This is a genomic window from Pseudomonas sp. Irchel 3F6, from assembly GCF_900187595.1.
GTDB lineage: Bacteria > Pseudomonadota > Gammaproteobacteria > Pseudomonadales > Pseudomonadaceae > Aquipseudomonas > Aquipseudomonas siliginis.
This window is the reverse complement of record NZ_FYDP01000004.1, coordinates 125,004-149,362: the sequence shown is the minus strand read 5'-3', so window position 1 is coordinate 149,362 and position 24,359 is coordinate 125,004. Positions and strand designations below refer to the sequence as shown.

The following is a 24,359-nucleotide window of genomic DNA, read 5'->3' as shown; positions in this document are numbered from 1 at the left end:
TCTTCTTGCCGAGACATTGGTAGCGCTGAACAAACTGCTGATCATCAACACCCACTTAAGGCTGGCCATAGACGATCCTCTTCACCACCGGGCTTTCTGACATTAACTGTCTCTTCGTAACGCCATAGGCCTTGATCAGCTCTTCCCGAGATCCCTTCGAGCCAAAAGAGCGTTGGTTATTATCGAAGCTGTATTGCTCCAATCGCCCTGCTGTCGAGTAATACCCATGCCACTCCGCGCAGGCACCACAACCGCCATATCCGCCTATCGAAACAAGGCTGCCCTGGGTGCCTTCCACGCAATCCATCGCCACAACAACATTGCTCAACATTTTCGTCTTCGCACCGTCGGAAGTGAGTTGTAAAACTTTGCTGATATCGCGACGAAGCACTTTGCCGCCGATGTTGATGGTTTGGTCAGAGCAAACCGGGATGACGTGGGTTTGCGCACCATCCACCGTCACCGATCGGCAGGACGACACCAACACCACTTCAACACCGCCGCACTGCATGACATCGCGTTGGGTGTAAGCATCCGTCGGCGTGGCGAAGGCTGGGGAAGAGAACAACCATGCCAGGCTCCCGGCGAACAAAAGCTGATTCATTGAGAAATCCTTTTCGCCGTTAGCCGGCCTGTTGCTACGCCAAGCACTTCGCATAGCCGTCCGCAAACTTGGCATCGAATGACAATGCCACTGGCTCCTCCAACTCCGCCGAGCTATTGAGCAATACACGGGTAGCCGGGGTGTATTTGATCCAGCCAATCGTGCCGCTGCCGTCGGTGTCGAAAAGCAGCTGAGCGCGCACTACTTCACCGTCGTCCTCGTCGATCAGCAGGTTGACCTTGTCCTTGCCGACATAACGAAACGGAAAATCGCTGCTCCTGACAAGCTCAGTAAGGTAGCCGTAGCAACTCCCTTCACTGGCAGTCGCGGGCAGTGAATGAGGTAAAAGCGAAAGCGCAATCAGCACAGGCCGAATGAAAAACCAGTTCATCCACTCACTCCTCATCCATCGGCGACGATTCAACGTCGGTCATGCTCAGCAGCCGGAATTCGTTGCTCACAAACTCGTAGTAACGATCCCGGTTGCCGCTCTCCAAAGCATTCCCCTGCGCATCTTCTTCGCCGTCGAGCGTGATGCCGGACACGATAATCAAGCTGCTGTCGGGCTGGAAAACCATGCCGAACGAGCTGCCGTCGTAAGCATTCGGTAGACCACCAACGACTTCCCCAGTCTGAGCGTCCAGCACTTCGCCGCAAATGGCGCTGCCGCCACAGCCGAGCCTGTGCAGGATGTAATGGCCGGCGAAGTTGACCTTGCCTTTCAGGGCTTGCACCCGTGCCTGATCCATCATTGGGCTGCTGTTTTCTTGCGGCACCAGCTTATGGTTGGGGCCGGTGAAAACTGGCGTGACGGTGTAATCCTTGAAGGTTGGATCGGCAGCGAATGCCATGGACGCGGCAGCTAATATCAAGCTGCCGAGAAGAACCGAAAATCCTTTCACGTAGTAACTCCGTAAATGCAGCGGGGACCGTCGGCTTACTCAGCCTGCCCTTCATAACGCTGTGTCTGCGGGTCGAATTGCCACAGATGTGGCCGTGTCATGGCCTTTTCACCCTTGTAGCGAATCCGCCCGTGCCTGTCCCTGATGTAGGAGTAGATCTCGATGTCCTTGAACTTACCTCCCCCCTTGGGTGGGCCGTCCAGAACTTTGACCCCGGCGAAGTAATCGCCGCCCGAATACCTCAAATAACCACGGCACTGGATCAGGAAGGCAAATGTGCTATCCATTGATGAGCCAATGCCGACGCGGGAATTGAAGATGAAGTCTTCGATGCCATCGCCATTTAGATCGCCGCGAAAAACCACGTGGCCCGGATCGATAGAAAATTCTTTTCCATCAAGACTGGAAAGTATGTCTTCCGGATGTTCACCGCTTTGCGACCATTGCGATAAGAAATATTTTGAGTCAGTTTCCTGATTGCAAACATCTGCCGCCATAACCGCTATCGGCAACCAACTCACACATAACACCAGCAATCGTTTCACTTCGCATCCTTCGAATTGATCAATTCCAACTCACCATCCCGATACAACACCTCACACCCCACCCACGCGGGATCCACCTGCGGTATCACTGCCGACGGCTTGCGCAACTCGCGCAACAACGTCGAGCCATGCGACAAGCGCCCGCCCATTCGCGCAATCACCGCCTGCGCCGCTTGATAGTGCGCATGTCGCCCCGGATCGAGGGTGTCTTCGAGCAAAATATCCTCGCCCAGAATGCCCTGCACCTGCCCCGGATAAATCATGAACCCGGTGGCCTGCTCAGCACCTTCGCGACCGTCCTGCCAGAAGCTGCCGTCGCGGGTGCGCACGTCCGGATGCGGTGCGAACCAGTGCTCGCGATCCGCCAGCGGCATGGCGTGGTGCAGACGGAAGAAGATTCGCATGAGGTTGTCGCGATACCACTCGCGCACTTGCAGGTAGTAGCCACGCAGGCCCGGCAGGCCGCTCGAATGCGCGAAGCGGATCAGATTTGGCCATTGCGGGAATGGCTGTAGCGGCAGTTCGCTCGACGCAGGCCGAGGGGTGGCCGGATCGGTTTCCCACGGCAATCGATGCGAACTGTTTTCAAGGTTGTCGTAAGCGGTTGGCGGGCGGCCCAGCCAATCACCGCCGCTGCTCGCCAGCGCTGTGGCGATGCACAGATTGCCTTGCACCACGAACACGTAAAACCGGGTGAACCAGTCCGCGAGTTGTTGGCCATCGGCACTCTGGGCGACGAGTTCGGCCAGTTCCCGATCGAAGCGCTGCAAGCCGTTTTCAAGGTTCAGCAAATGGCTGCGAGCGCTGCGTTGCATGCGCAAAAACAGCGGCAACGAACGCAGCATTTTGAGCGGTTGCCACGGCAGATGCGGAGTCGCGCCGCCGACTTCACCGGCGTAGTTAGCGGCGCTGATGCCCCAGTCGGCCAGCCGGGCAAGAAACAGATCATTGTTGATATAGGACGCGCCGCCGAACACGGCGGTGAACGGCTCGTTGTCCTGCAACACCCGCGCATCCCAACGCGCCATGATCGCAGGGATACTCGCTGCCGCGCGGCGCTGGGCGTATTCCACCAGCACGCTCGGTTGCGGCGGCAGGATCTCGGCGATGTTGGCGGCGGTCAGGTGCCGGCGCCAGCCGTAATCGCTGATCGGCCGGTATTGCAGCAGCCACAGTTGTGAGCCGTCCCAGGCCCATTCGACATCGCCGGGCACGTAGTGGAACACGCGCAGTACGTCTTGCAAAAAGCGCCAGAGCAGGTCTTCGGTCAAACCGTGGGACGGCGTGAACGTGCCGCTGCGCCAGGCATCGCCGAGCCGCGAAAGCGTTGCCCGCGAGGGGCTGACGTGACCGTCGGCCAGCGATTCGAGATGGCCTTCCACCCACTCAAGTTCTACCGAGAGATGGCGCACGAAAGCGATGCCGGAAACGACCGGCGTGATGAAGCGCTGCACCACCACTTCCTCGACGCCCTCGGCCGTCAGTTCGGCGATGCGTTTCGGCACATTGGCGGTCGGCTCACGCAGATAAGTCGTGCTCAAACCGGCATTCGCCGAATCGGCCTGATCCTCGCCATAACTGGAGGAGCGCACCGCCCAGGTCACATCAGGTTGAGCAGCGAGAAATGCCGGCAGGCGCGGATCGCTGCAATCGTTGAGCGTCAGTGCTGCCGGTACCGCTTGCCCCGCCAGTTCAGCCAAGCGCAAACGCCCGCCCTTGGTGTGCGCGACAAACCCGCGCTCGCCCGACTCCAGCCACTGCGCGAACTGCGCGGGCGAGTCGATCCACGGGTAATGACCCCAACCAGATTTGAGGCTGATGGTCAGATCAGCGCGGGCGAGAATCGCCGACCACGCCGCCGCTTGCTCGATGCCGAGCACCGCGTCCTGATCGCCCCAGACCAGCTCGACCGGATCGGTGATCCACTCCAGCAGCGGCAGCGCAGTGTCGGCGCGAACCAGATCCCAGTGCGGTACGAACGCACGGCAGCGCGCATAACCGGCGCCCATGCGCTGGTACTGCGCGGGTGTCCAAGTCTGGTTGGAAAACTTGCGCGCGAACAGCGTGGGTTTGTTCGACAGCAGCCAGTGGATGGTCTTGCGGATCGGCAGCGGTGACATCAGCGCCGGTAACCGTCGCTGCCACAGAAACGCACCGACCGGCGCCAACAAAACGCTGCGGGAAAAGTGCCCGGACCGACGCTGCAACGCATGCAATACAAGCAAGGCATTGACCCCGACCGCCATGATCGCGCTGCCCTTCTGCGTCATCGCCAGCAAAGTCTGCGCGTAGTCCGCCAGATCCTCGCAAGGTGGCTGCGGGTTGGCGCCAAAGCCCGGCAACTCCAGCGGCACGACTTCGTAACGCTGGAAGTGCGGCAGCGCGTCGTCCCACCAATCGGCAGCGCTGCCGTTGCCGGCCAGCAGATACATCAAGGGTTTGCTCATGGACGATCCTCAGGTCAGATCGCGCAGAGCAGCGTCGAGAGTTGGATAACGGAATGTGTAGCCGGCCTCGGTCAAACGCTGCGGCACCACGCGCTGACCGTCGAAGAACAACTGCGCCATCTCCCCCGCCAATGCACGCACTGGCGCGGCGGGAATGTGCAACCACACCGGGCGCTTGAGGACCTTGCCGACCTGCTCGGCGAACGCGGCCTGACTGACCGTTTCGGGCGCGACCATGTTGTAGATGCCACGTAGAGTGTCGTCGTTGAAAGCCCGCGCGATCACCTGAAGCACATCGTCGCGATGCACCCAGCTCATGATCTGCCGACCGTCGCCCATGCGCCCGCCGAAACCCAGGCGTAACGGCATCAGCAGCGGCGTCAACGCACCGCCCGGGCCGAACACCACACCGAGACGCAGCACCACCTGACGCACGCCAAACTCGGTGGCCGGTTGCGCGGCGGCTTCCCAACGCGCGCAGAGTTCGGCCATGAAGCCATCGCCCTTGCTGGCGTGTTCGTCGAGGCTTTCGCTGGCATCGCGCACGCCGTAGAAACCGATGGCTGATGCTTGAATCCATAGCGTTGGTTTGTGCTTGGTGTGTTTCAGCCAGGTTATCAACGCTTCGGTGGTGCCGACTCGACTGGCGAGCAGTTGCGCCTGACGTTTGGGAGTCCAGCGCGGGCCGGCGACAGGGGCGCCGGCGAGATTGATCACTACGTCAAAGGCTTCGTCGTGGCTGAGCTCGCTGAACGAATGCACACAGCGAGCGCGGCCGTTGAACAGGTTGGCCGCGTCCAACGGATCGCGCGTTAGGACGCTGACCGAATGGCCGGCGTCTAGCAGTTGGTTGACCAAGGCTTCACCGATAAACCCGGTGCCGCCAGTGATCAGCACACGCTTGAAAGCGCCGCCGGCAAACGGGTTGGATTGGCTCGGAGTCTTTACTGAAGGGGAGTTTCGGCGGTCATGCCGATACAGCCAAAACAACGGTGGCAGTAAAACCAGCAACGCAAAACCGTCGAGCCACAGGTGCGACCAGACCTGTTGTTGCGCCGAGAGCCACATGTCCTGCGGCGCCCATAACAGGATGCCGGCAATCAACCAGCCCCAGACTGCCGGGGTTTTCAAGCGATTGCCCAAGTGCACCAGCGCGAGCATGTACAGCGAATAACTTTGCAGCGTCGCGCCGAACAGCGCGAGCCACCAGACTTGTTGTTCGTGGCCGGCGGTGGGAACCGCATCGGCATCCCAGAACGACAGTTCGAGGACTTGCAGGTAGCCATCGAGCAAGCCGGAGTCACCGGCCCAGGTCAGGGTAAGACCGGCGAGGATGTGCGTGATCGCAGCGGCATATAGCCAAAGCACCAACGCTGGGCGAAGCGAGGAAGAAGAGGCTGGCATTCCGTGTCCTGAGCGCGTTCCTTGGGGGTGGGGAGTTTAAAGGAAAATCGCGGTCGTCAGATGCTCAAGCGTTAAACGTTTTAGCGTGAGGGATTCAGACAAAACTTTTGCAAAAACCGCCTCAAACAGCCCCTCGAAATTCAAATGCAGTGGCTGGCTTTGATCGGCGCCGTGGCTGACGATCCCAATCGCCCCACGTTGAAGACGCCCAACTGGTCACCTTTGTCAGCCGCCATTTGATAACAGGCTAAAAGAAAAAGAGGACAGACCATAAAAGAAAAAAGGGACAGACCGCGTTTTTCGGGTAATTGCTAAAATCGTGGTCTGCCCCCATTTCACTGTCCCCATTTCACCCATGTCTCCATTTCACCCAAACGGGGCAGATTTACTCATGCTCAACGATAAAATAGCCATCGCACGAAACTAACAAAGCCGAACCCCCATGCGACTTCGAAATTTCATTTATCCTGCGCGGTAAAATATTTTTTAATACTTGCAGCGTCTTTATAACTGCAAACCACCTTCGCTCCAGAAACTAAGTCCTTTCCATCCTTGCAGTTTTCCAAAGCTGGATCAGATGGGTCACCTGTGAAATAGAGCAATGAAGCGTTTTCACCATCGACCCTGAGCGGAAGCTCCATGACTGAATACGAAAAACCATCAAACGCGGAGTCAGACAGCTTGCTCTTCACCAAGACATACATTGATTTACCGCGTCGCTCCGGAGATTTCCAATCGTAGAAGAAGACGGAGGCAATTTGATCACCCTCAACTTTCCAAACATATTTGAAAAATGTTTTATCTGAACCAATCGGAGAATAATATATTTCGGCGTCAGCAACATACTCTCCGTTCACCAGTTTTTTCAGACTATTTTTTAAAAAGAACACTGCAATCTTTTTTTCTCCTACTGAAGCCACGACCGCTGGATGAAACTCACTCAATGTAGGTGCCGCATCTGCTAACACATTGGATACGACCAAGCTTATGACCATCGCAAAAATGCAACGAATTTTAGACAGTTTCAAATATTTTTTCATTTTTATATATCCTCTGGAAATGCTTCCGACGTTCATCATAACTATCAGTATCTCTGTTAATAATACGAGTAACAGCATCTACGTTTTCGTCCGCATCACCCTTATCCGCTTCTACAAAAATATTGTTTTTAAGCCAGAAATAAACACCCGAACGAACAGAGTATTTAAACTGTGTATGCAAGATATCCGGCTGACCAACAAAATCAACTTCTTCATCCCAGAACGTTTTATGATAATCCTTAAAGGCTTGATAGTTTGCTCTACCCGTTAAATGTTTAAGACCTCTACCACGATATTTCCACCCCTCACCAGACGATATATTGCCGTTACCTAATTTCCCGCCATATGCTCGATTCGCTATCGCGATCTGATTTTCGTGAGACACATATTTATTAGATCCTGGATATCCATAAAGTGTTGCTTCATCAGGGTGATCCCTAAAATACTTAAATGTACCCTTTAGGCCAGGCACTCCATAGGTAAAGTCCTCTACCACCGCGCACTTCGATCCAATTTCCTGCCTTACCTGAGCAAAAAAGTGACTCAACCTCAACGGAGTATCTAATTTATATCTTTCACAGTTTTCATTTAGCTGGGTGGCAACTTCCGCCAATAAGACATCTTGTTCGGAGGTATTTTTTAGTCCTTCAAATACCCTTTTTAACATCTCGACGGTGATCTTTATTTTTCCGCGACTACCGATCTGATTACCAAGAAATGCAATTGGATGAAAATGCCATAAAACGCCATCACCTAAGCCTTTAGACTGTATAACTGAATCATCCCAAAATATTAAACTATCTATTCGTTCTTTTTCGTGATTTAGAACAGATGGGTAATTCTCCAGCAATGTATCCAGCCGCGCCCATTTGGAAGAGTCCGACTTAGATTTCCACTCCGTAGGGTGATATGCAATGAGCTTTGACCAATGATCCCTGAACTCAATATTCTTGAGTGCAATCGGGAAATCTTCGGGAGTGACTTTTTGATCTCTGTTACCAAATCGATCCAAGTCGTTATATAAGGTCTGGAAGAATTCTGGCATATCATCAGGATCCAGAAAACCATCAGAATTTGAATTTGATTCCTTAACGACGCGAAAGCCTAGTTTTTCCCAGTCGTGCTGAGCAATAAGCTCCGCCCCTTCTTTTTTGAGCAAACCCGATTTGCTTTCTGATTCATCAACTACGGTTACTTCGTACCACTCTTCAGGGTCCTTATAGATAACAGTTTTCCCAAGCTCCACAAAGGTTTCATTCGAAATTGTCACAACCCCAGTTAGAGGGGGCTTACTTTTCAAAGTTGTATTCGCTGGCAAGTGCAAGTATTGCTTTCCTTGCTTCACTGCTGCCTTGTTTTTCAAGAAATCCTCAATTCTCGGATCTGCCGAAAAAATTTCCACATGGACTTGATAACTTCTCGAAACCCCTCCATCAGGACCTGCCAATGTTTCATTTAAACCAAGAAAGCCGATTACGTCACCTGCCTTAATTGCCGTATCCATAGCTACGACCTTGTCAAACTCCGTAGGAATCAATCCAAGCAGTTGAACATAAGGCTTTTCAACACAAGCCCAAAAAGTTGCTGGGACAGGAGTGGAATGGCTTTTCAAACCGGTTGCAGTGCCAGAAGTACTTGGCACGAAGCAACATTCCGCCATTTTGTATGACTTAGAGCCAATCTTCAGGCTAAAAACTTTCCCACTATCAAATTCTATTACGCTATTTGTACAAAGTACTAAATCTTCGTTTTGCCCCAGACTATTTACCTGTCTCATTGCAGCCCCAGCTAAAGCGCCGTTACTCTGCGGTGAGGGGGCTACCCTTAAGGTAAGCCCAGAGCCGGTAACTATAGCTCTGACCTTGCCCTTCCAATAATCTGGCTTCTTTCGCTCCGGTGCAGTTATTGCTTTCCAGCTCGCACTGCCATCACCTCTTGGGTATGCAACACCGTTTTGCTTGTAGGCGAACCAGAAATCCTGTCCTGGCGTGCGTCCACCTACTGTACCTTTAATTAGTTTGCCTTTCGCGTGGATGTGATCAGAGTGCTCTTCAAGTATTTCAATTTGAGTTCCAGCAGAAATCGAACCGTATTCGATGCAGCCAGTCGCACCAGCAACATCGCTTCGAGCTTTAAACCCACTTGCGATCATCTTTATTTTCTGATGGCCCGTCTGTTCTGGTTCATCCGCGTACCTCTGGTATGGTAGCAAATGCATATACAGGCTATAAAATACGAGTTCATTACTAGTATTGGGCACGACCTCTTTATTAGGTGGTGATTTATAGTCGTGCTTGACAAGGCAGAATGAATTTGAGTACTTCAATTCCTCTGTAGTACTCGAACCTTCAAACTCAGTCTTTAAATAATCCTCATTCAACCGATAGGCTACGACGACACCATCTCCAATACAACGAATAGGTTCATCTCTCACACACTGCGGAGCAGTCTTATGCGTGATATGAATACCGCCATGCCAAAATCCATGATTCCCAAGTAAAAAGTTACCTGAGCTTTCACTCTCAAGTGCTTTAAAGATTTCTTCAGCATCCTTAAATTGCGATCCGTCCGCTTTTCTAAACGGGTACTGAAAATTCATTAATGGTGTAGATTCTACCGGTGCAGGTGCAGGTGCAGGTGCAGGTGCGGGCGCAGGTGCGGATCCTTCCCCCGTCCGAGTCGATTCCTTAACCCTTAGAAATTTTGTAGGGACTGGCCAAAAATATGCTTTGCTATAGGCACCAAACTTTGCAGTAGCTGGACCAGAGCTTTGCGCCCCAAAAAACTCACCATATTGAGAGTCCAGCGTACTATCATAGTGCTCTACGATACCCGTATGATTTAGCGTTTTATTATCTCGATTAGAGATTACGTTAATCCAGAGTACGATATCTCCTCGCCTCACATTAGCAGGACTAATTACATCATAGTATTGAAGTGCGGCTGCACTATTTAGCCCCGCCGTATTCTGGTAAGGAACTTGATATCCAGCGCCTGTGAGCAACAGGTTTACCATATGAGAGCAATCGACGATTTTTTTGCCATTTTCTACGACGAAACCATCTCCTCCTTCCTTATATCTATAGTTAGCACTCGTATAGTAACTTGATAAATCTAGTGGCTCTGTCATTTCTGCTTCCTGCAATAATCAGTAGCAATAGCTCGCTTTAGTAATTTCAGCGGTCTGTTTATTTAGACGTTCCAAATGTGCGATAGACCCTTTGCTGCCTTTTTTGGCAGCCACTTGGTAGCACGCAACCGCCCGGGACATGTCCTTCGTTACCAGCTCTCCAGTTTCAAAGGCACGCCCGAGTGCATTTATCGCAAAAGCACTTCCCATACGGGCCGCTTGCGTCAGCGCTTCCTCGGCCTGTGCTGGATGCTGGCAAGGGCCATTGGAGGAAATGTTGTTTCCATCGCAATAAAACAACGAGAGGCTCATCGCCCCCTCAGGCAGAGTGGTCGCTGCTGCCTTGAATAGCTGCTCAACCTTCTCCGTTTGCAACTGCGGAGCCATTCCGGAAAGACTCAAGCTTGCTGCATTCAAACTAGCCTGGGGATCACCGGAAGCGGCTGCGCATAGATAGTTTTCCAAGGAAGCTTCAAACAACTCACCTGTGAGTCGGTACTGCTCCAGCCCCCCTAGGCCTCTAAAGGCCTCTGCACGTTGAAAGCAAAAATTCTCTGCCTCGCTCATGCGGGGCTTGCTCGTCTCTACGAGATCTTTCTCACTGATCGACCAATCTTCAACCCCCTCAAGCACCCAACACGCTTGGCGAGAAAAATTAAAAATCTTGATGTTGCTATTACCTGCTCGCTTATCCACTACGTTGAAATGATTATCGTCAATCTCCTCAACCTCTACGCCTTCAGTCTTGTCCGCGCCTACAGGCGCCATCAACGGAAACGCTAAATTGGTGCTAGTAAGCCCCATCGTTTTAGGCTCAAAAACCCCATGATCTCCCACCGGTTTCAAAACCAGCGACTTCACCGTCATCGCAGTCAAACGCTGCTGGGTTTCAGCATTCGCAGAAAACGCCGGCAGAAACTGGGAAAAGTCCTCGGACGGACATTCATCCGCATAAGCGCTGCCATGAAACAGGCTCAACAGCGACGCGGTGAAAACCGCTATCGCGATGCCATTGCTCTTCTTCAAAACACCATTCATGTCGATCACTCGGAAAACACAAAAAAAGCCTTCGGCTTAACCTTCTCAGGCACCGCATTCCCCAACGCCTGATCCATCAAACTCCCCGCCTTATCCTTATCCGCCGCCCCCGGCAGCACCGGCGGTTTAATCCCGATGCCAGTCCCCGATCCCGCAGAACCACCCGCATTGATCTTGATCACCGGCCCAACCACCGTCACCCCACCGCCATCCAGCTTGATAAAGCTCCCACCCCCAAGAATGGTCAGCTCTGTCCCCGCCTCAATAACGATCTTGTCCCCAGCCTTGAGGTGAATCTCTTTCCCCACGCTGGTCAGCTGCGCCGTGCCCAACTTCACATGCTGGTTCTGCCCAACCGTCAGGTGATCATCCAGCTTCGCTTCAATCTTGCGGTCAGAGATCGTGGTGCGGTGCTCTTCAGCCTTCAGCTCGGTGTAGGTGTTCTTAACCACCGTGTCATGACGTTCATTACCGACGCGAATCTTCTGGTCATGCTCAACGTTCTCATCCCAGTCACGCTGCGCATGAATGTAGATCTGCTCCGCACCTTTCTTGTCTTCAATGCGAAGTTCGTTATAACCACCACCACCCGGTGAGCTAAGCGTTTTGAACACACTGCGGGTTTTGTTCGCCGGCAGTGCGTACGGCACCGGGTTTTCTTTGTGGTACAGGCAACCGGTGACGAGGGGTTGGTCGGGGTCGCCTTCGAGGAAGGTGACGAGGACTTCCATGCCGATGCGCGGGATGCTGATGGCGCCATAGCGGTCGCCGGCCCAGGAGCTGGAGACGCGTAGCCAGCAGCTGGTTTTGTCGTCGGCCTGGCCTTCGCGGTCCCAGTGGAATTGCACTTTGATGCGGCCGTATTGGTCGCAGTGGATTTCTTCGCCTTTTGGGCCGGTGACCATGGCGGTCTGGCTGCCGAGTACGCGCGGTTTCGGGTGTTCGAGGGCCGGGCGGTAGAACACGTCCCACGGGGTGGCGAGGAAGGTGTTGCGGTAGCCCTGGTGGAAGTCGTCCTTGTTGTCGGTGGTGTCGCTGGTTACGCCTTCTTCGAGGACTTGCGGCTGCTTGCCTTCGTGGAAGATTTCGGTGAGCAGCCACAGGTCGTTCCACTCGCTGCGCGGGTGGTCGGACATTTCCATGAAGTGGCCGCTGACCAGTCTGGTCTGGTCGCCGCGGCCTTCGGCCTGGCGGTAGTCAGCGCGGTGGCGTTCGAGGGCGCGCTGGCTGAGGAACTTGCCGCGCGCGCGGTCGATGAAGCGGCCGGGGTAGTCGTAATCTTCGAGATCCGGCTCGGTGCTGTCGCCGTCAGGTTTGTACGCCGCTTCCATTCGCAGGCGCGGTTTTTCGAAGTCGTAGTCACGGCGAGTGGTGCGCGTGGTGCGGGTTTCCAAGCGCAGTTTGAAGGCTTTGATTACCGGCTCGTCCGCGACCATGCCGCTGCCCTGCACGTAGGCGGTTGGCTGCCCAAGGTTCTGGAACACGGTCTGGTCGTCGCCGAACACCAGCAGGTGGGCCTTTTCGCTGTGCTGGAAGTGGTAGTGAATGCCCTCTTCTTCGCACAGGCGCTGGACGAAATGCAGGTCGGTTTCGTCGTACTGCACGCAGTAGTCGCGATCCGGGCACGGCTGGCTGAGCTGGAAGCTGTAGGCGTTGCTCTTGATGCCGTGCTCTTCAAGGATCAGCGCGATGATTTTCGGCGCCGACATCTGCTGGTAGATGCGCTGGTTGGTGCGGTGATGCAGGTATTGCAGTTGCGGCACGATCGAGACTTTGTAGCGGGTCAGGCGCTTGCCGGCATCGCCCTGGGCGACGCGGTAGATCTGCCCGTGAATGCCCGAGCCCTGTGGATCGAATGCCAGAAACGCCTGCTTGTGCAGCAGTTGTTCGAGGTCCAGATCGGGGTTTTCGCTGACCAGTTCGAGGTCGAAGCGATACGCCTGGCTGATGCCTTCGGTGCCGGTGAACGACAGCACTTGCAGGTCGCCGACGTAGTCTTCGACCTTGAGGCTGAAGTGGGTTTCGTTAGCTGAGTTGAACATCGTGTGCTCCCTGTTCGAATGTCATCCGTTACGCCCGAAGTCGCAGACGTTGCAGCCAGGACGAAGTGGCGCCCAAGGCGTCACGCAATTGTTGGGCAGTGATGGTGCGTTCTGCCGGGTTGAAGCTCAGCGCGGTTCGCAGCGCTTGCCAGCCGTGCTGGGGTAAATTCGCTGGGGCGCGCAGCTCGCGCTCCAGATGCTCGTCGCGGGCCTGGGTCGAGGGCAAGCGGCGGAACGGGTGTTTGCCGCCCGCCAGTTCATAGATCACGCAGGCCACGCCGTACACGTCCGCGCTGGCCGACAATGGTTGGCCCTCAAGCAGTTCGGGGGCGGCGTAGCCCGGGGTCCAGGCGTTGAAGCGCTCGCGGCTCAGGTGCGGCAGGCCGGGCAAGATGCCCTCCTCTGCCTGCCCCAGACCGAAGTCGAACAGGCGCAGGCCGTCTTCGCTGAGCATGACGTTGCTCGGTTTCAGGTCACCGTGCAGCACGCCGCGACCGTGGGCGTAGGCCAACGTGTCGAGCAGCGGCAGGACGATGTCGCGCAGTTCTTTCCACGGTAGGCCGAGGGGCCGTTCGCAGAGCAATTTGTCCAGGGTCAGGCCACGCATGTATTCCATGGTGATAAAGGCCCGCTGGCAGTCGGTGTCGACTTCAAAGGTGTGTGCACGCACGACGTTGTCGTGGCGCAGGCGTCGGGTCAGGGCGAACTCGCTGTAGAGCAAGGCACTGGCGTCCGGCGATTCGGCAAATTCTTCGCTGAGGATTTTCAGCGCAATGTAAGGGTCGGGATCGCCGAACTGCTCATGCAGCAGATCCCGCGCCCGGTAAACGGCGCCCATGCCACCGGCCCCGAGCAGACGCTCGAGGTGGTAGCGACCGGCGAGTACATCCGGCAGCGCACCGATGCTGGCCTTGGTCGGCGCCAGCAACGGTTCGGCCTGGTTGCCCTTGGCGAAGGCGAAGTAGGTCAGGTTGTTGGCCTGCTCTTCGCTGATCAGCAGGTCATCGATGGGCGATTCGAGTTCACTCATTGGCGGATCACCACGGCAGTCAGGTTGTCCCGCGCAGCGCCACGCAGGGCGCCGTCGAACAGACGTTCCAGCGCCACGTGCGGCGCGCTGAGGCTGAGGGCGTTGCCGAGGGCATCGCTGCTCAGGCCCTGATACAAACCATCGCTGCAGAGCAAAAACACATCGCCCGGGTAGACCTCAAGTTCCAGCACATCCAGGGTCAGTGTTTCGGCCGCGCCGACGGCTCGGGTGAGTGCCTGAGCCGCCGGGTGCGCTGCCGCCTGTTCGACGCTCATTTGCTGCTCGTCGATCAGTTGCTGTTGCAGCGAATGGTCCTTGGACAGCTGATACAACCGCTGCCCGCGCCACATATAGCAACGGCTGTCACCGGCCCAGATGCAGGCCGCGCGATTGCCTTCCACCAGCAGCGCGACGACGGTGCTGCCCATGATGCTGTCGTGGCGTCCGGCGGTGACCGTCAGCTCTTGCCCCAGTCGCCGGTTCAGCCAGTGCAGGCACTGGCGGATGGCTTTGAGGCGTTCGTCGAAGTCCTCGTGTTGCGGCAGCTCAGCCAGGCTGGCGACGATCAACTGGCTGGCGATGTCGCCCCCCTGATGACCGCCCATGCCGTCCGCGACCACCCACAGCCCATGCTGCGGCGAGTCGAGGAAGGCATCTTCGTTGCGCGCCCGCACCTTGCCCGGGTCGGTACGCGCCGCGCTGCGCCAGGGACTGGCCACCAGCATCAGAGCTGCACCGGCATACGGAAGGTGCGCAGCACGCCCATGTCGAACGGGTTCGGCGTGCGCTGGCTGGTCAGCAGGTAGTTGGCGCGCAGGCCGCCCACGTCGGCTTTCAGTACCAGCACGTCGCGACCGTTCAGGTACTCGGTCTGCATCAGGTCGAACAGACGGAACAGCGACCATGGGCCGGAGTTCTTCTCGATCCCGATCGGACGCCCGGCCATCTTGTCCATGACCAGGCTGGTGCGACCGTCTTCAGCATCGGTCGGCCACTTGAAGGTCATTGGCAGGATCGGGCCGTGACGGTATTCCATGGTCTTGTCACCGAACTTGAATTCGGAGCGGCTGACCGCCGGATCGAGGGTGTAGGGCTCAAGCTTGAACTGCACGGTCGGCTCGGCCGGGTTGATCGAGAAGAAGCTCTGGCGAATGGTCTGCGCCGCCGCCATCTGATCGAGGTAGACCTTCGATACCGGCAGGCTGTGACCGTCGACGCTGCGCATGCGGTAGTTGCCCGGATCGCCGCTGACGAATGGACGCATGTAGCTGTCGAAGAAGCGGTCGACGGTACCTTGAGCACGGAAGAACTCGCGGAAGTCGCTGATCGCCACATCGCTGGTGCTGCTGGCGCTGAACGGATAACGCTTGCTGATGGTTTTGCCGTACACGCTGTACAGCTCGTTCTGATAACGGCCGTTCAGGTATTGGTAGGCATCGTTAAGCACCAAACGCCACGAGTCTTCGGCCAGCACGTTGAACCACACGCTCAGCGGACGCGGCAAACGACCTGAGGCATTACGCAGGTTGGTCAGCGCATCACGCTGGCCGCTCATGCGCGTCTTGGCCATCTCGAACGCAGCTTGCTCCGGCGTGCTGGAACGGGCCAGACCGGCCAGTTGCAGTTGCAGGTCGTTGAGCGCGCTGAACGCTGGCGTCAGGTCAGCGCCCGGGCCGTTGTTGTCGTCGAGCAGACGATGCAGCGGTTCGAAGCGGCGTTGCAGGGATTTCTTCGCGGTGTCCGGCAGGTTCTTCGCCACGTTCAGCGCCGAAGCCTTGTCGGCGGCAGCGGCGGCGGGTTTGCCGACCTTGCCCAGTTTGCCTTTCTGTCCGGCCAGCGCATCGGCGGCTTCGCCGGCTTCATCGACCGGATCAGCCGCGGCTTCGAAGCGGGTGTTTTCACGCACTTCGGTGAGCAGCGCGAGGACCGGCGAGTTGGCCGAAGTCAGGCCCGCCAGTTGCTCGGCGCCTTCGCCAGCGTCGCTGATCGGTGGCAGTGCGACCTGGCCAACGGCTTCGCTCCAGTAGTTGGCGTAGTCGCGGAAGTACAGCTGCTCAAGCTCGACCATCAGGCGACGCAAATCCATGTCGCTGATGCCCGCGCCTTCGCCCAGCACCCAGTTGTCACGCAGGATGTCGGTGACCAGCGCCGCGCCCTGCACCGAGAAATACTGCTGATAACCCTGCTGGGTGTAGAAACCCGGGATCACGTATTCAGTGCCGATGAACAACGAACCTTGCGGGCCGAGGTGCTGGCTGAAGCGGTAGTCCGGCAGGTTGCGCGCCTGCTCGCGGAGCATGCGGTAAACCACGTTGGCCAACGACTCGCTGCGCAGGACCTGACGCGCCTGCGTGACCAGTTGATCGTTCAGCGGATAAATGAACGGCTGCTTGAGCAAACGCTCGAGGTGCGTGTTCAGACCATTCTGCACCGCAGTGTTACCGGTGTAGCGCTGCGACCAGTCAGTGGCGACCCAGTCCTTGAGCCACGCCGCGTCGCGACGATCCTTCATGTTCAGCATCAGGTACGCGCGCAGGCTGTTGAGCAGGCGATCGCGGTCCTTCATGTTGGCGCGGATCTGCCCCTCGAGCATGGTCGCCACCCGTGGCAGCAACTGCGCTTCCAGCTCACGCTCGTAGGCGGTTTTCACCACCGGGTTGATCTCTTCGCCCTGATACAGGCCGCCACGCTCGTGGTACGACACGTCGCTCTTGTTCGGGAACACCTGGGTCGCGGCGTAGCTGGTGTCGAGGACTTTCAGCACGCCCATGGCGTCATCGCGCGGCGTCACGGCCGAGCGTTGCTGGGTCCAGTTCTGCGCCAGCGTGCGCAGGTTTTCCAGACGCTCGTAGTTGGCCGAGAAACCACCGGCCCAGAGCATGCCGAACAGTGCCAGTGCCGCCAGAGCGCCGACGTACAGCGCACGCTGGCCCCAATGAATGCGGCTGCGCTCGCGCTTGTCCAGACCGGCCAGATCGGCCTCGGGGAAAATCACCTGGCTGAGCAAGTGGTGGATGAATCGCGAACGACCGCTGCGCAGAGTCGGCAGCACACCGGCGTTCATGCCCAGGCTGGCGCCGATGCCGGCGGTGGTCGAATCCATTTCCTGGGTCAGGTGCGGCGCGCTGGTCAGGTAGAAGCCGCGCAGTTGCGTGGCGCGCTGATAGCGGTTGCCGGTGAACGCCATGTCGACGAACAGGCACAGGCGCTCGCCGATCTGCCCGAGCTGATGCGGGAAGTCGAGGATGCGGCCACGGCGCTGAGTGTCGCGCTCGGAGTGCATGCGCATGATCACTTGGCTGTTCAGGCGGCGCAGCAGCTCTTCGAACTCGTTGCGCAGGACCGTGACGTCGGTGCCGACCTGATCCTTGCGGAAACTGGTGCCGAGCACCTGATCGCTTTCTTCGCGGGTCAGTTGATCGAAGAACTCGTCGAAGCCGAGCAGCTTGTCAGCCTTGCTCAGGACCAAATACACCGGCACGTCGACGTGCAGTTTCTGATGCACATCCTGCAGACGGCTGCGCACCTGGCGTGCGAGGGTTTCGATGTCCTGCTCGCTGCCGCCGGTCAGGGTTTCCACCGGAATGGTCACCAGCACGCCGTTCAACGGACGACCGCGACGACGCTTGCGCAGCAGCTCCAGCAGTGTTGTCCAGGCGTTGCCGTCGACTTCGGCGTCCGGTTGAGTGGTGTAACGCCCGGCGGTGTCGATCAGTACACCGTGATCGGCGAAATACCAGTCGCAATGACGGGTGCCGAGGGTGTCGCGGGTCAGCTTGCGGTCGATCTTGTTGATCGGGAATTCCAGACCGGAGAAGTCCAGCAGGCTGGTTTTGCCCGAGGCCTGCGGACCGATCAGCAGGTACCACGGCAAGTCACTGCGCCAGCGCTCGCTGCGACCGCGATACAGGCTCGACGTCTTCAGGGTTTTCAGCGCGTCCTTGAAACGCGCCTTCAACTCTTTCTGTTCTTCGTCGATCAGCTCTTCGCGGCGAATGCGGTCCTGACCGTCCTCGCTTTCCTCCTCGGCTTTCTTGCGGATACCGGCGCGCCAGCTGACGAAGACCATGGTCAGGCCCCAGATCAGGAACAGCACGCTGATGGTCAGCAGGCGCGAGGTCGCGCTTTCCCAGAACTTGTAATCATCGACCGCCAACAACGGGCCGACGAACCACACCAGCAGCGCCACGAACAGCACCAGCAGCAGAGTCCAGACCCAGGTCTGGCGCAGGAAGGCGCCGACTTTCTTGAAAAACTTTTTCATCACACGTCCCTGTTTTACGGCTGCGCCTGCGGTTGCACCGCGGCTGGATCAAGCGGCTGATAAAGATGCAGAACGGTGTCGCGTTGTTCGCTCAGGACCCAGGCGAAGCCCGAATACATCACCACCAGACAGACCAGAGTAAAGAGCATCACCATCCACGCCGGCACGATGCGCACCAGGTTGCGGCGCTGATCGTTGAGACCTTCCCAGTGCGGCGACAACTCGCGCGGCACGTCGCCGCGCAACTGACGGATCTGCCGGTACAAGGCGTCGCGGATGCCTTCAAGCTCAAGCATGCCGCGCGCCTGCACGCGGTACTTGCCCTCGAAACCGAGGGACAGGCACAGGTACATCAGTTCGAGCATCGGCAGGTGCTTGACCGGGTTTTTCGACAGCCGATCGAGCAGCTGGAAAAACTTCTCGCCGCCGAAGGTTTCGTTGTGGAAGCTGCTCAGCAGGCTCATCTGCGACCACTCGCTTTCGTTGCCCCACGGCGTGGTCACGACGGCTTCGTCGACCACGGTGCAGAGCACGTAACGCGCGGCCATTACCTGGCTGCTTTCGGCGCCGTTGTGCAGGGCGCGTACTTCAAACAATTTCAGCCCGGCGGTCAGACGCTCATTGAGAGCGTACAGATCTTCACGGGTTTCGCTGTGCTTGAGGCGCACCACTTCCGAGAGCAGGTCGGACGAGGCCGCGACCAGCGAGTTGAGGCTGATGTTGAACGCCTCGGCCGGACGCAGGCGCGCGGCGTAGATCATGCGTTCTTCCAGTTGCTCGAAACGCGGCGGCGCGGCGAAGTCGGTCAGCGGACTCGATGCCGGTCCGTGGCCCTGACGGTCGAGCAGGACGGTTTTGTCGTCCTGGTTGTAATCCGTTTCCTTGATCATGTCGGTCAGTTCCTGATGGCCCAGAATTTCAGTTCAAGCTCGGCGAATTCGCCGGACACGTGGAACGCGAAACCGCCGGAGCGCTCGAGTTGTGCCAGGTCTTCGGAACTGAGTTCGAGGATGAAATAGGTTTTGTTCGAATGGAACGCGATCTGCCGTGGGGCCACCGGCAACGGTTTGACCTTGATCCCCGGCAAGTGCAGGTTGACCAGTTGGCGGATGCGCTCCACCGGGCCGACCTTGAGGTGCTGCGGCAAGCGCTGACGCAGTTCTTCGGAGTCGCAGTTGGCACTGGCTGCCAGCACGAACGAGGCCGAGCCGAGCAATTTGTGATCGTGCAGCGGCGAGACGATGATGCCGTACTGACGCGCCTGCAGGATCAGTTCGATGGCGTGCTGTTCGAGCACCATCGACAGCACTTGGCGGATCGCTTCCATCAGTTTGCGAAAGCTCGCGCCCTGATCGGCGTGGGAATAGCGGCTGTCCAGACGCGGGCGTTTGCTCTCGCCGGAGAAGGTCGCCAGATCGCCGAGCATGGTCAGCAGCGTGCGATACAACTCTTCCGGGTGAACCTGCTCAAGACCGAGGTAATGGCGCAGCAGCAGTTCGGTACGGTTGATCAGTTGCAGCATCATGAAGTCGCCGACTTCAGCGCCGCCGACCTTGCCGTTGGAGCGAATCCGCTCGGCGATGGTGTCGCCACGGTGGCTGAGCATGCTGATGACTTCTTTCAGGCACGACAGCAGATAGCTGGAGGCGTGGGCCTGAATGTAGGTCGGGACGAAATCCGGGTCGAGGCTGATCACGCCGTCGGGCGTGGTGTCGAGCACGTCGCAGATTTTCAGCTTCACGTAGGCCTGATCGCTCTGCTGCTCGCCGAGCAACAGTTTGAAATCCGGGCGACCGCAGCTGACCTGACTGGCGGAATCGTCGCCGGCATTGGAGTCGGCGACTTCGGCGTCATACGCGGTGTAGCGCGCGAGCACGTCGGATTGCTCCGGGCGCCGGGCCTCGATGTGGTTGCCAGTGACCAGCGGCAGCGCCAGATAGATCGGCGTGTTGCCGGTGTTCGGCGGCACGTCCAGCGCCAGCGGCTCAGTGTTGCCACCGAGTTCGAACAGGCTGCCGTCCGGCAGAATCCCCGAGGCTTCACTGATCACCAGTTTGCCCATGTTGAGGAACTGCAAGTCGATTTCCAGATTGAGAAAACCCCAGGTGTAGCCACCGAGCAATTGCGTGCGGGTTTTCATCTGGTGATCGTAGTAACGATCGTTGTGCTGGAAGTGCTGCGGTCGCAGCAGCATGCCTTCCTGCCAAATGACTTTATGGGTGTTCATGATCAGTCATCCGCCTTGGCGAGCACTTGTTGGGTATTGCGGATACCGGCCTGATCGAGGGTCAGATCAGCCTCGGTGAGTTCCAGCGGAGTGATCTGCACGGTGTGGCGCCACTGGGTATCCGGCAGGTCGCGATAAGCGGCGAGGATGCCCACGTAACGGCTACCCTCCTCCACGCTGAGTTTCAGTTCCACGGTTTCACCCGGGCGCAGTTCGAGTTCTTCGCTGGCCACCAGATCCGGGTTGAGGGATTCCTTGGCGCGTTCGTAGAGGCTGAAGAAATCAGCGTTCTCGAAGGTCACCGGGTGCTTGAGTTCGAACAGACGCACGACGATCGGCGACGGCCGCCCGTTGAGGTCCGGGTTGAGCTGATCGCTGCCGGTCAGTTTCAGATTGATCTTGGTCACTTTCGAGTACGGCGACAGCGACGAGCAACCGGCGAGCAGCACCAGCACGGTGAGCGCAGTCAGCGTCTTGAAAAAAGCGGTCGAGCGGCGAGACATGCGCATCATCCTTGGTGGTCGGTGTGGAGGGTGGAGATCAGGCGGATCTGTTCTTCGTAGGCCTGGGCGAAGTCGCGGGCCAGCAGACGCTCGCTCCAGTCATCGTCCTGACGCAGTGCCTGGTGATAGCGGCCGAACGCTCTCCAGCGCCCACCCGATGTTGCAATCAACGGCTTGCTGTCGCGCTCGAAACGCAGGGTCAGTTGCTCCGGCGAGAAGTGCTCCAGCGTGCCACGCACAGCGGCGCGACTGGCGGTCAGCAGTGCCACTTGGTGCGCCTGCAAATCACGGAATGCACGGGAGATCGCTTGCTCGGCGGGCAGATGGCCAGGCTTGCTTGGCTGCAACAGAATCTGCAGTGCTTCGCTCGGATCGACGGCGAATTTCAGCGGGTTCTTGTTGGTGCCCTGCACGGTGGTCTGGGCCAGACGCAGTTCGTTTTTCAGCTCGGAGCGGGTGCGCAGGCTCTGCTGCAAACCGCCGATGCTCTGGCGCAGCAGCCGCGCAGCGTTCAGCGCCAGCGCTTCGCGTTCGTCGTGGCTGAGGCCTTTGACGTCGACGCCCAGCGCCGCGCCGAAGTGTTCCCAGAAACCTTCGCTCTGACGCTCGACGGCTTTCGGTGCAGGCGCCGGCTCAGGTTCGACCGGGGCGGCAATCAGCTCCGGGACCATCAGGCTTTCCATGTCGATGCGCGCGTAGTCGGCACGTTGACGGGAGTCTTCCGGCTTGGCGGTAGGCGACAGCAGCTCGTCGATTTCCGAGTACACGCGCTCTTGCTGTTCGAGGGCATTGAGCGGGTCGAGGTCGAGGAACGCGTCGTCCGGAATGATGCTGCCAGCGGCACGCGGGCGGCCGACTTCGCCGTCGAACGTGGCCGGGTCGCGGACCAGCCGCGCACGGATCTCGAAGTCGCCGAGAATGTAGGTGCTGCCGTGCTCGATGCGCACCGGTTCGCCCTTGTGCAGGCGTGCGCCGCTGCTGCCGTCCTGGACACCGTTGCTGCTGGTGTCGGTGAGGAAGAACGAGCCCTCGCGGTAGCTGACAATCGCGTGATGATTGGACAGGTGCCGCTTGCGGTCAGGGATGATCCAGTCGCAGTCCTCGCCGCGCCCGATCACGCCGCCGGCCTGCTTGAAGGTCCGCTGGCACAGCTCGGTGGGCACGAACTGCTTGGTGTTCAGCATTTCGAAAACCAATTCCATGTTTGATGCTCCTTGCGGTCACTTGCCGCGATTGACCGCTTGCGGATCACCCAACGGGCGATAGTCGTTGTCGTTGAATTTGTAATTGCCGCTACAGCCGCCAAGGCCGCATAGAACGACGAGGGTCAGCAGGACAGCGTGCCAGTGACGAACAGACATCAGAGGGTCTCCAGGTGTAGACAAAGCACAAAGCGCCGACCCTTGCGGGCGGCGCTGAAATAAGTTTTTGGGGTGGGCTCGAAGCCTCTAGATCGGGGCCTTGAGCCATAGCCTGGAGGTACGGCGACCTCCCGTGGCGAGGGGACTTGTCCCCGTTGGAGTGCGCAGCGCCCCCATAACCTGCCAGCGCGATTTCTCAGTGAAACCGTATGTACCGGACTGCGACTGCTGCGCAGCCGAACGGGGATAAATCCCCTCGCCACAGGGTATGTGTTGGGTTCGAAGAAGTGCTGTAGCTCAACCATCAAAGTCACCCAAATTGATATTCAGGCGCCCGAGGCGGTACAGCAGCGTGCGCCGTGGCAGGCCCAGCTCGCGGGCCGCGAGGGTCTGGTTGCCGTCGTTCTTGCGCAGACAATCAAGCAGCAAAGTGCGCTCGACTTGCTCCAGGCGTTCGCGCAGATTCAGGCCGCTGTTGTCTTCGGGCATCGGTTCCAGACGCAGGGAAAAATGCTCGGCGAGCAACTCGCCACCCTCGCAGAGCAACACCGCGCGCTCGACCAGTGCCTTGAGTTCGCGAACGTTGCCGGGGAAGGTGTAACCGCACAGATGCTCCAGCGCCGAATCCGACCAGCGCACCGGATCACGCTGCAGAAAGGTGCAGGTCTTCTCGGCGAAATGCCGGGCCAGATCGAGGATGTCGCCTTCGCGCTGACGCAGGGCCGGCAGCTCGATCGGAAATTGTGCGAGGCGGTAGTACAAGTCCTCGCGGAACTTGCCTTCGCTGACCAGCGCCGCCAGATCACGGTGCGTCGCGGCGATGATGCGCACGTCGATCTTGTGCGTGTCGTTGGAACCCAGCGGACGAATCTCGCCTTCCTGCAACACACGCAGAATCTTCGCTTGCAGCGACAACGGCATGTCGCCGATTTCATCGAGCAGCAACGTGCCGCCATTGGCCGCGTCGAACAGCCCTGCGCGATCTCGATCGGCGCCGGTGAAGGCGCCTTTGCGGTAGCCGAACAGTTCGCTTTCCAGCAGGTTTTCCGGGAACGCCGCGCAGTTCTGCACGATGAACGCCTGGGAGCGACGCGGGCCGCAATCGTGGATCGCCCGCGCCACCACCTCCTTGCCGGTGCCGGTCTCGCCACGCAACAGCACGGTGTACGGGCTGTGAAGAATCTTGCTGATCAGCGAATAGGTCTGGCGCATCGCCGCGCTTTTGCCGATCAGGCCGTAGCCGCTGATGCTCGGCACACTGCGAGTGGCGGTGGCCGATTCGGCGGCTGGCTGACGCAGGCGTTGCAGCAGATGCAGTTGGCCGAGTACGAACGAGCCGAGCTGGCCGAGGGAATCGGCAAAACCCTGCAAGTCAGTACGCCGACGGCTGGCACACAGCAACAAGCCCTCGACCGACTTGTGCTGATTGACCAGCGGCACGCACAACAGCGACTGCCACGGTGTGCTCGCCGCCGGTAGAAAACTGGTTTCGTGCAGGCTGCCGGTCAGGTCGTCGAGGCACACCACGCGGTTCTGGCACAGGGCAAATTGCAGCAGTTGTTCACCGTTGTAATCCGCCGGCAGGCTCGCCGCCTGACGCGGTTGCAGCGCGCCGTCGAGGCACTCGGCGTTCATCCCCAGGCAGGTGTGGGTGGCGTCGAGCAGATACAGCTGCGTCAGTTCGCAGCCACTCAGCTCGGCCAGGCCACGGACGAATTCACCCAGCAGCGCAGCACTGTCCGCCGCCCGCGACAGACTGGCGAACTGCGCCAGCAACGCTTCGGCATAGACCAGTGGCTGCGGCACCTGAGTGAACATCACG

The 24,359-nt window shown here is 58.2% G+C and carries 19 protein-coding genes; all 19 read right to left on the bottom strand.

Annotation, left to right across the window (positions count from 1 at the left end; genetic code table 11):
- Window positions 1-55: 55 nt before the first annotated feature.
- Window positions 56-604 carry a hypothetical protein gene (locus CKW30_RS15145; protein WP_056790838.1) on the bottom strand — a complete coding sequence of 183 codons (549 nt, stop codon included), beginning with the start codon at window positions 602-604 and terminating at the stop codon, window positions 56-58.
- A gap of 34 nt (window positions 605-638) precedes the next feature.
- Complete coding sequence (locus CKW30_RS15140; protein WP_056790839.1) at window positions 639-995, bottom strand: hypothetical protein; 357 nt, start codon at window positions 993-995, stop codon at window positions 639-641.
- A 4-nt stretch (window positions 996-999) separates the two neighbouring features.
- Window positions 1,000-1,455, bottom strand: coding sequence for a hypothetical protein (locus tag CKW30_RS15135; RefSeq protein WP_056790842.1), 456 nt, complete (start codon window positions 1,453-1,455; stop codon window positions 1,000-1,002).
- Window positions 1,456-1,541: 86 nt separating this feature from the next.
- Entirely contained in the window at window positions 1,542-2,051 is a 510-nt protein-coding gene (locus tag CKW30_RS15130; RefSeq protein WP_236167776.1) for a hypothetical protein, read from the bottom strand.
- Window positions 2,048-4,498, bottom strand: coding sequence for an alpha/beta fold hydrolase (locus CKW30_RS15125; protein ID WP_095181230.1), 2,451 nt, complete (start codon window positions 4,496-4,498; stop codon window positions 2,048-2,050). The genes CKW30_RS15130 and CKW30_RS15125 overlap by 4 nt, the downstream gene beginning before the upstream one ends.
- A 9-nt stretch (window positions 4,499-4,507) precedes the next feature.
- On the bottom strand, window positions 4,508-5,902 hold the full coding sequence (locus CKW30_RS15120; RefSeq protein WP_095181229.1) for a TIGR01777 family oxidoreductase: 1,395 nt from the start codon (window positions 5,900-5,902) through the stop codon (window positions 4,508-4,510).
- 458 nt (window positions 5,903-6,360) lie between these two features.
- Complete coding sequence (locus CKW30_RS15115; RefSeq protein WP_136493193.1) at window positions 6,361-6,942, bottom strand: hypothetical protein; 582 nt, start codon at window positions 6,940-6,942, stop codon at window positions 6,361-6,363.
- Window positions 6,917-10,072 carry a hypothetical protein gene (locus tag CKW30_RS15110; RefSeq protein ID WP_256584352.1) on the bottom strand — a complete coding sequence of 1,052 codons (3,156 nt, stop codon included), beginning with the start codon at window positions 10,070-10,072 and terminating at the stop codon, window positions 6,917-6,919. The genes CKW30_RS15115 and CKW30_RS15110 overlap by 26 nt, the downstream gene beginning before the upstream one ends.
- Before the next feature lie 18 nt (window positions 10,073-10,090).
- Window positions 10,091-11,110, bottom strand: a complete 1,020-nt coding sequence (locus CKW30_RS15105; protein ID WP_095181430.1) for a tetratricopeptide repeat protein — start codon at window positions 11,108-11,110, stop codon at window positions 10,091-10,093.
- 5 nt (window positions 11,111-11,115) lie between these two features.
- The gene (locus tag CKW30_RS15100; protein WP_095181226.1) at window positions 11,116-13,152 is read right to left on the bottom strand and encodes a type VI secretion system tip protein VgrG; all 2,037 of its coding nucleotides are present in this window, start codon (window positions 13,150-13,152) and stop codon (window positions 11,116-11,118) included.
- A gap of 28 nt (window positions 13,153-13,180) precedes the next feature.
- Window positions 13,181-14,182 carry a serine/threonine-protein kinase gene (locus tag CKW30_RS15095; RefSeq protein ID WP_095181225.1) on the bottom strand — a complete coding sequence of 334 codons (1,002 nt, stop codon included), beginning with the start codon at window positions 14,180-14,182 and terminating at the stop codon, window positions 13,181-13,183.
- Window positions 14,179-14,907 carry a PP2C family serine/threonine-protein phosphatase gene (locus CKW30_RS15090; protein WP_042608097.1) on the bottom strand — a complete coding sequence of 243 codons (729 nt, stop codon included), beginning with the start codon at window positions 14,905-14,907 and terminating at the stop codon, window positions 14,179-14,181. The genes CKW30_RS15095 and CKW30_RS15090 overlap by 4 nt, the downstream gene beginning before the upstream one ends.
- Entirely contained in the window at window positions 14,907-18,446 is a 3,540-nt protein-coding gene (gene tssM, locus CKW30_RS15085) for a type VI secretion system membrane subunit TssM (RefSeq protein ID WP_095181224.1), read from the bottom strand. The genes CKW30_RS15090 and tssM overlap by 1 nt, the downstream gene beginning before the upstream one ends.
- Before the next feature lie 14 nt (window positions 18,447-18,460).
- Complete coding sequence (gene icmH, locus CKW30_RS15080; RefSeq protein WP_095181223.1) at window positions 18,461-19,336, bottom strand: type IVB secretion system protein IcmH/DotU; 876 nt, start codon at window positions 19,334-19,336, stop codon at window positions 18,461-18,463.
- A 5-nt stretch (window positions 19,337-19,341) separates the two neighbouring features.
- The gene (gene tssK / locus CKW30_RS15075; protein WP_016772510.1) at window positions 19,342-20,673 is read right to left on the bottom strand and encodes a type VI secretion system baseplate subunit TssK; all 1,332 of its coding nucleotides are present in this window, start codon (window positions 20,671-20,673) and stop codon (window positions 19,342-19,344) included.
- Between the two features lie 2 nt (window positions 20,674-20,675).
- Entirely contained in the window at window positions 20,676-21,176 is a 501-nt protein-coding gene (gene tssJ, locus CKW30_RS15070; protein WP_016772509.1) for a type VI secretion system lipoprotein TssJ, read from the bottom strand.
- A gap of 5 nt (window positions 21,177-21,181) precedes the next feature.
- A complete protein-coding gene (gene tagH, locus CKW30_RS15065; RefSeq protein ID WP_016772508.1) occupies window positions 21,182-22,378 on the bottom strand; it encodes a type VI secretion system-associated FHA domain protein TagH in 1,197 nt (398 codons plus the stop codon).
- A gap of 18 nt (window positions 22,379-22,396) precedes the next feature.
- Window positions 22,397-22,537: a hypothetical protein gene (locus CKW30_RS15060; RefSeq protein ID WP_003229566.1), complete on the bottom strand. Its 141-nt coding sequence runs from the start codon at window positions 22,535-22,537 to the stop codon at window positions 22,397-22,399.
- Between the two features lie 297 nt (window positions 22,538-22,834).
- A complete protein-coding gene (locus tag CKW30_RS15055) occupies window positions 22,835-24,355 on the bottom strand; it encodes a sigma-54-dependent Fis family transcriptional regulator (protein ID WP_056790872.1) in 1,521 nt (506 codons plus the stop codon).
- Window positions 24,356-24,359: the final 4 nt, after the last annotated feature.

Coding starts and splice junctions, on each gene's coding strand:
- CKW30_RS15145 (WP_056790838.1), bottom strand. CDS start 604: ATGAATCAGCTTTTGTTCGCCGGGAGCCTGGCATGGTTGTTCTCTTCC.
- CKW30_RS15140 (WP_056790839.1), bottom strand. CDS start 995: ATGAACTGGTTTTTCATTCGGCCTGTGCTGATTGCGCTTTCGCTTTTA.
- CKW30_RS15135 (WP_056790842.1), bottom strand. CDS start 1,455: ATGGCATTCGCTGCCGATCCAACCTTCAAGGATTACACCGTCACGCCA.
- CKW30_RS15125 (WP_095181230.1), bottom strand. CDS start 4,498: ATGAGCAAACCCTTGATGTATCTGCTGGCCGGCAACGGCAGCGCTGCC.
- CKW30_RS15120 (WP_095181229.1), bottom strand. CDS start 5,902: ATGCCAGCCTCTTCTTCCTCGCTTCGCCCAGCGTTGGTGCTTTGGCTA.
- CKW30_RS15115 (WP_136493193.1), bottom strand. CDS start 6,942: ATGAAAAAATATTTGAAACTGTCTAAAATTCGTTGCATTTTTGCGATG.
- CKW30_RS15110 (WP_256584352.1), bottom strand. CDS start 10,072: ATGACAGAGCCACTAGATTTATCAAGTTACTATACGAGTGCTAACTAT.
- CKW30_RS15105 (WP_095181430.1), bottom strand. CDS start 11,110: ATGAATGGTGTTTTGAAGAAGAGCAATGGCATCGCGATAGCGGTTTTC.
- CKW30_RS15100 (WP_095181226.1), bottom strand. CDS start 13,152: ATGTTCAACTCAGCTAACGAAACCCACTTCAGCCTCAAGGTCGAAGAC.
- CKW30_RS15095 (WP_095181225.1), bottom strand. CDS start 14,182: ATGAGTGAACTCGAATCGCCCATCGATGACCTGCTGATCAGCGAAGAG.
- CKW30_RS15090 (WP_042608097.1), bottom strand. CDS start 14,907: ATGCTGGTGGCCAGTCCCTGGCGCAGCGCGGCGCGTACCGACCCGGGC.
- tssM (WP_095181224.1), bottom strand. CDS start 18,446: ATGAAAAAGTTTTTCAAGAAAGTCGGCGCCTTCCTGCGCCAGACCTGG.
- icmH (WP_095181223.1), bottom strand. CDS start 19,336: ATGATCAAGGAAACGGATTACAACCAGGACGACAAAACCGTCCTGCTC.
- tssK (WP_016772510.1), bottom strand. CDS start 20,673: ATGAACACCCATAAAGTCATTTGGCAGGAAGGCATGCTGCTGCGACCG.
- tssJ (WP_016772509.1), bottom strand. CDS start 21,176: ATGTCTCGCCGCTCGACCGCTTTTTTCAAGACGCTGACTGCGCTCACC.
- tagH (WP_016772508.1), bottom strand. CDS start 22,378: ATGGAATTGGTTTTCGAAATGCTGAACACCAAGCAGTTCGTGCCCACC.
- CKW30_RS15060 (WP_003229566.1), bottom strand. CDS start 22,537: ATGTCTGTTCGTCACTGGCACGCTGTCCTGCTGACCCTCGTCGTTCTA.
- CKW30_RS15055 (WP_056790872.1), bottom strand. CDS start 24,355: ATGTTCACTCAGGTGCCGCAGCCACTGGTCTATGCCGAAGCGTTGCTG.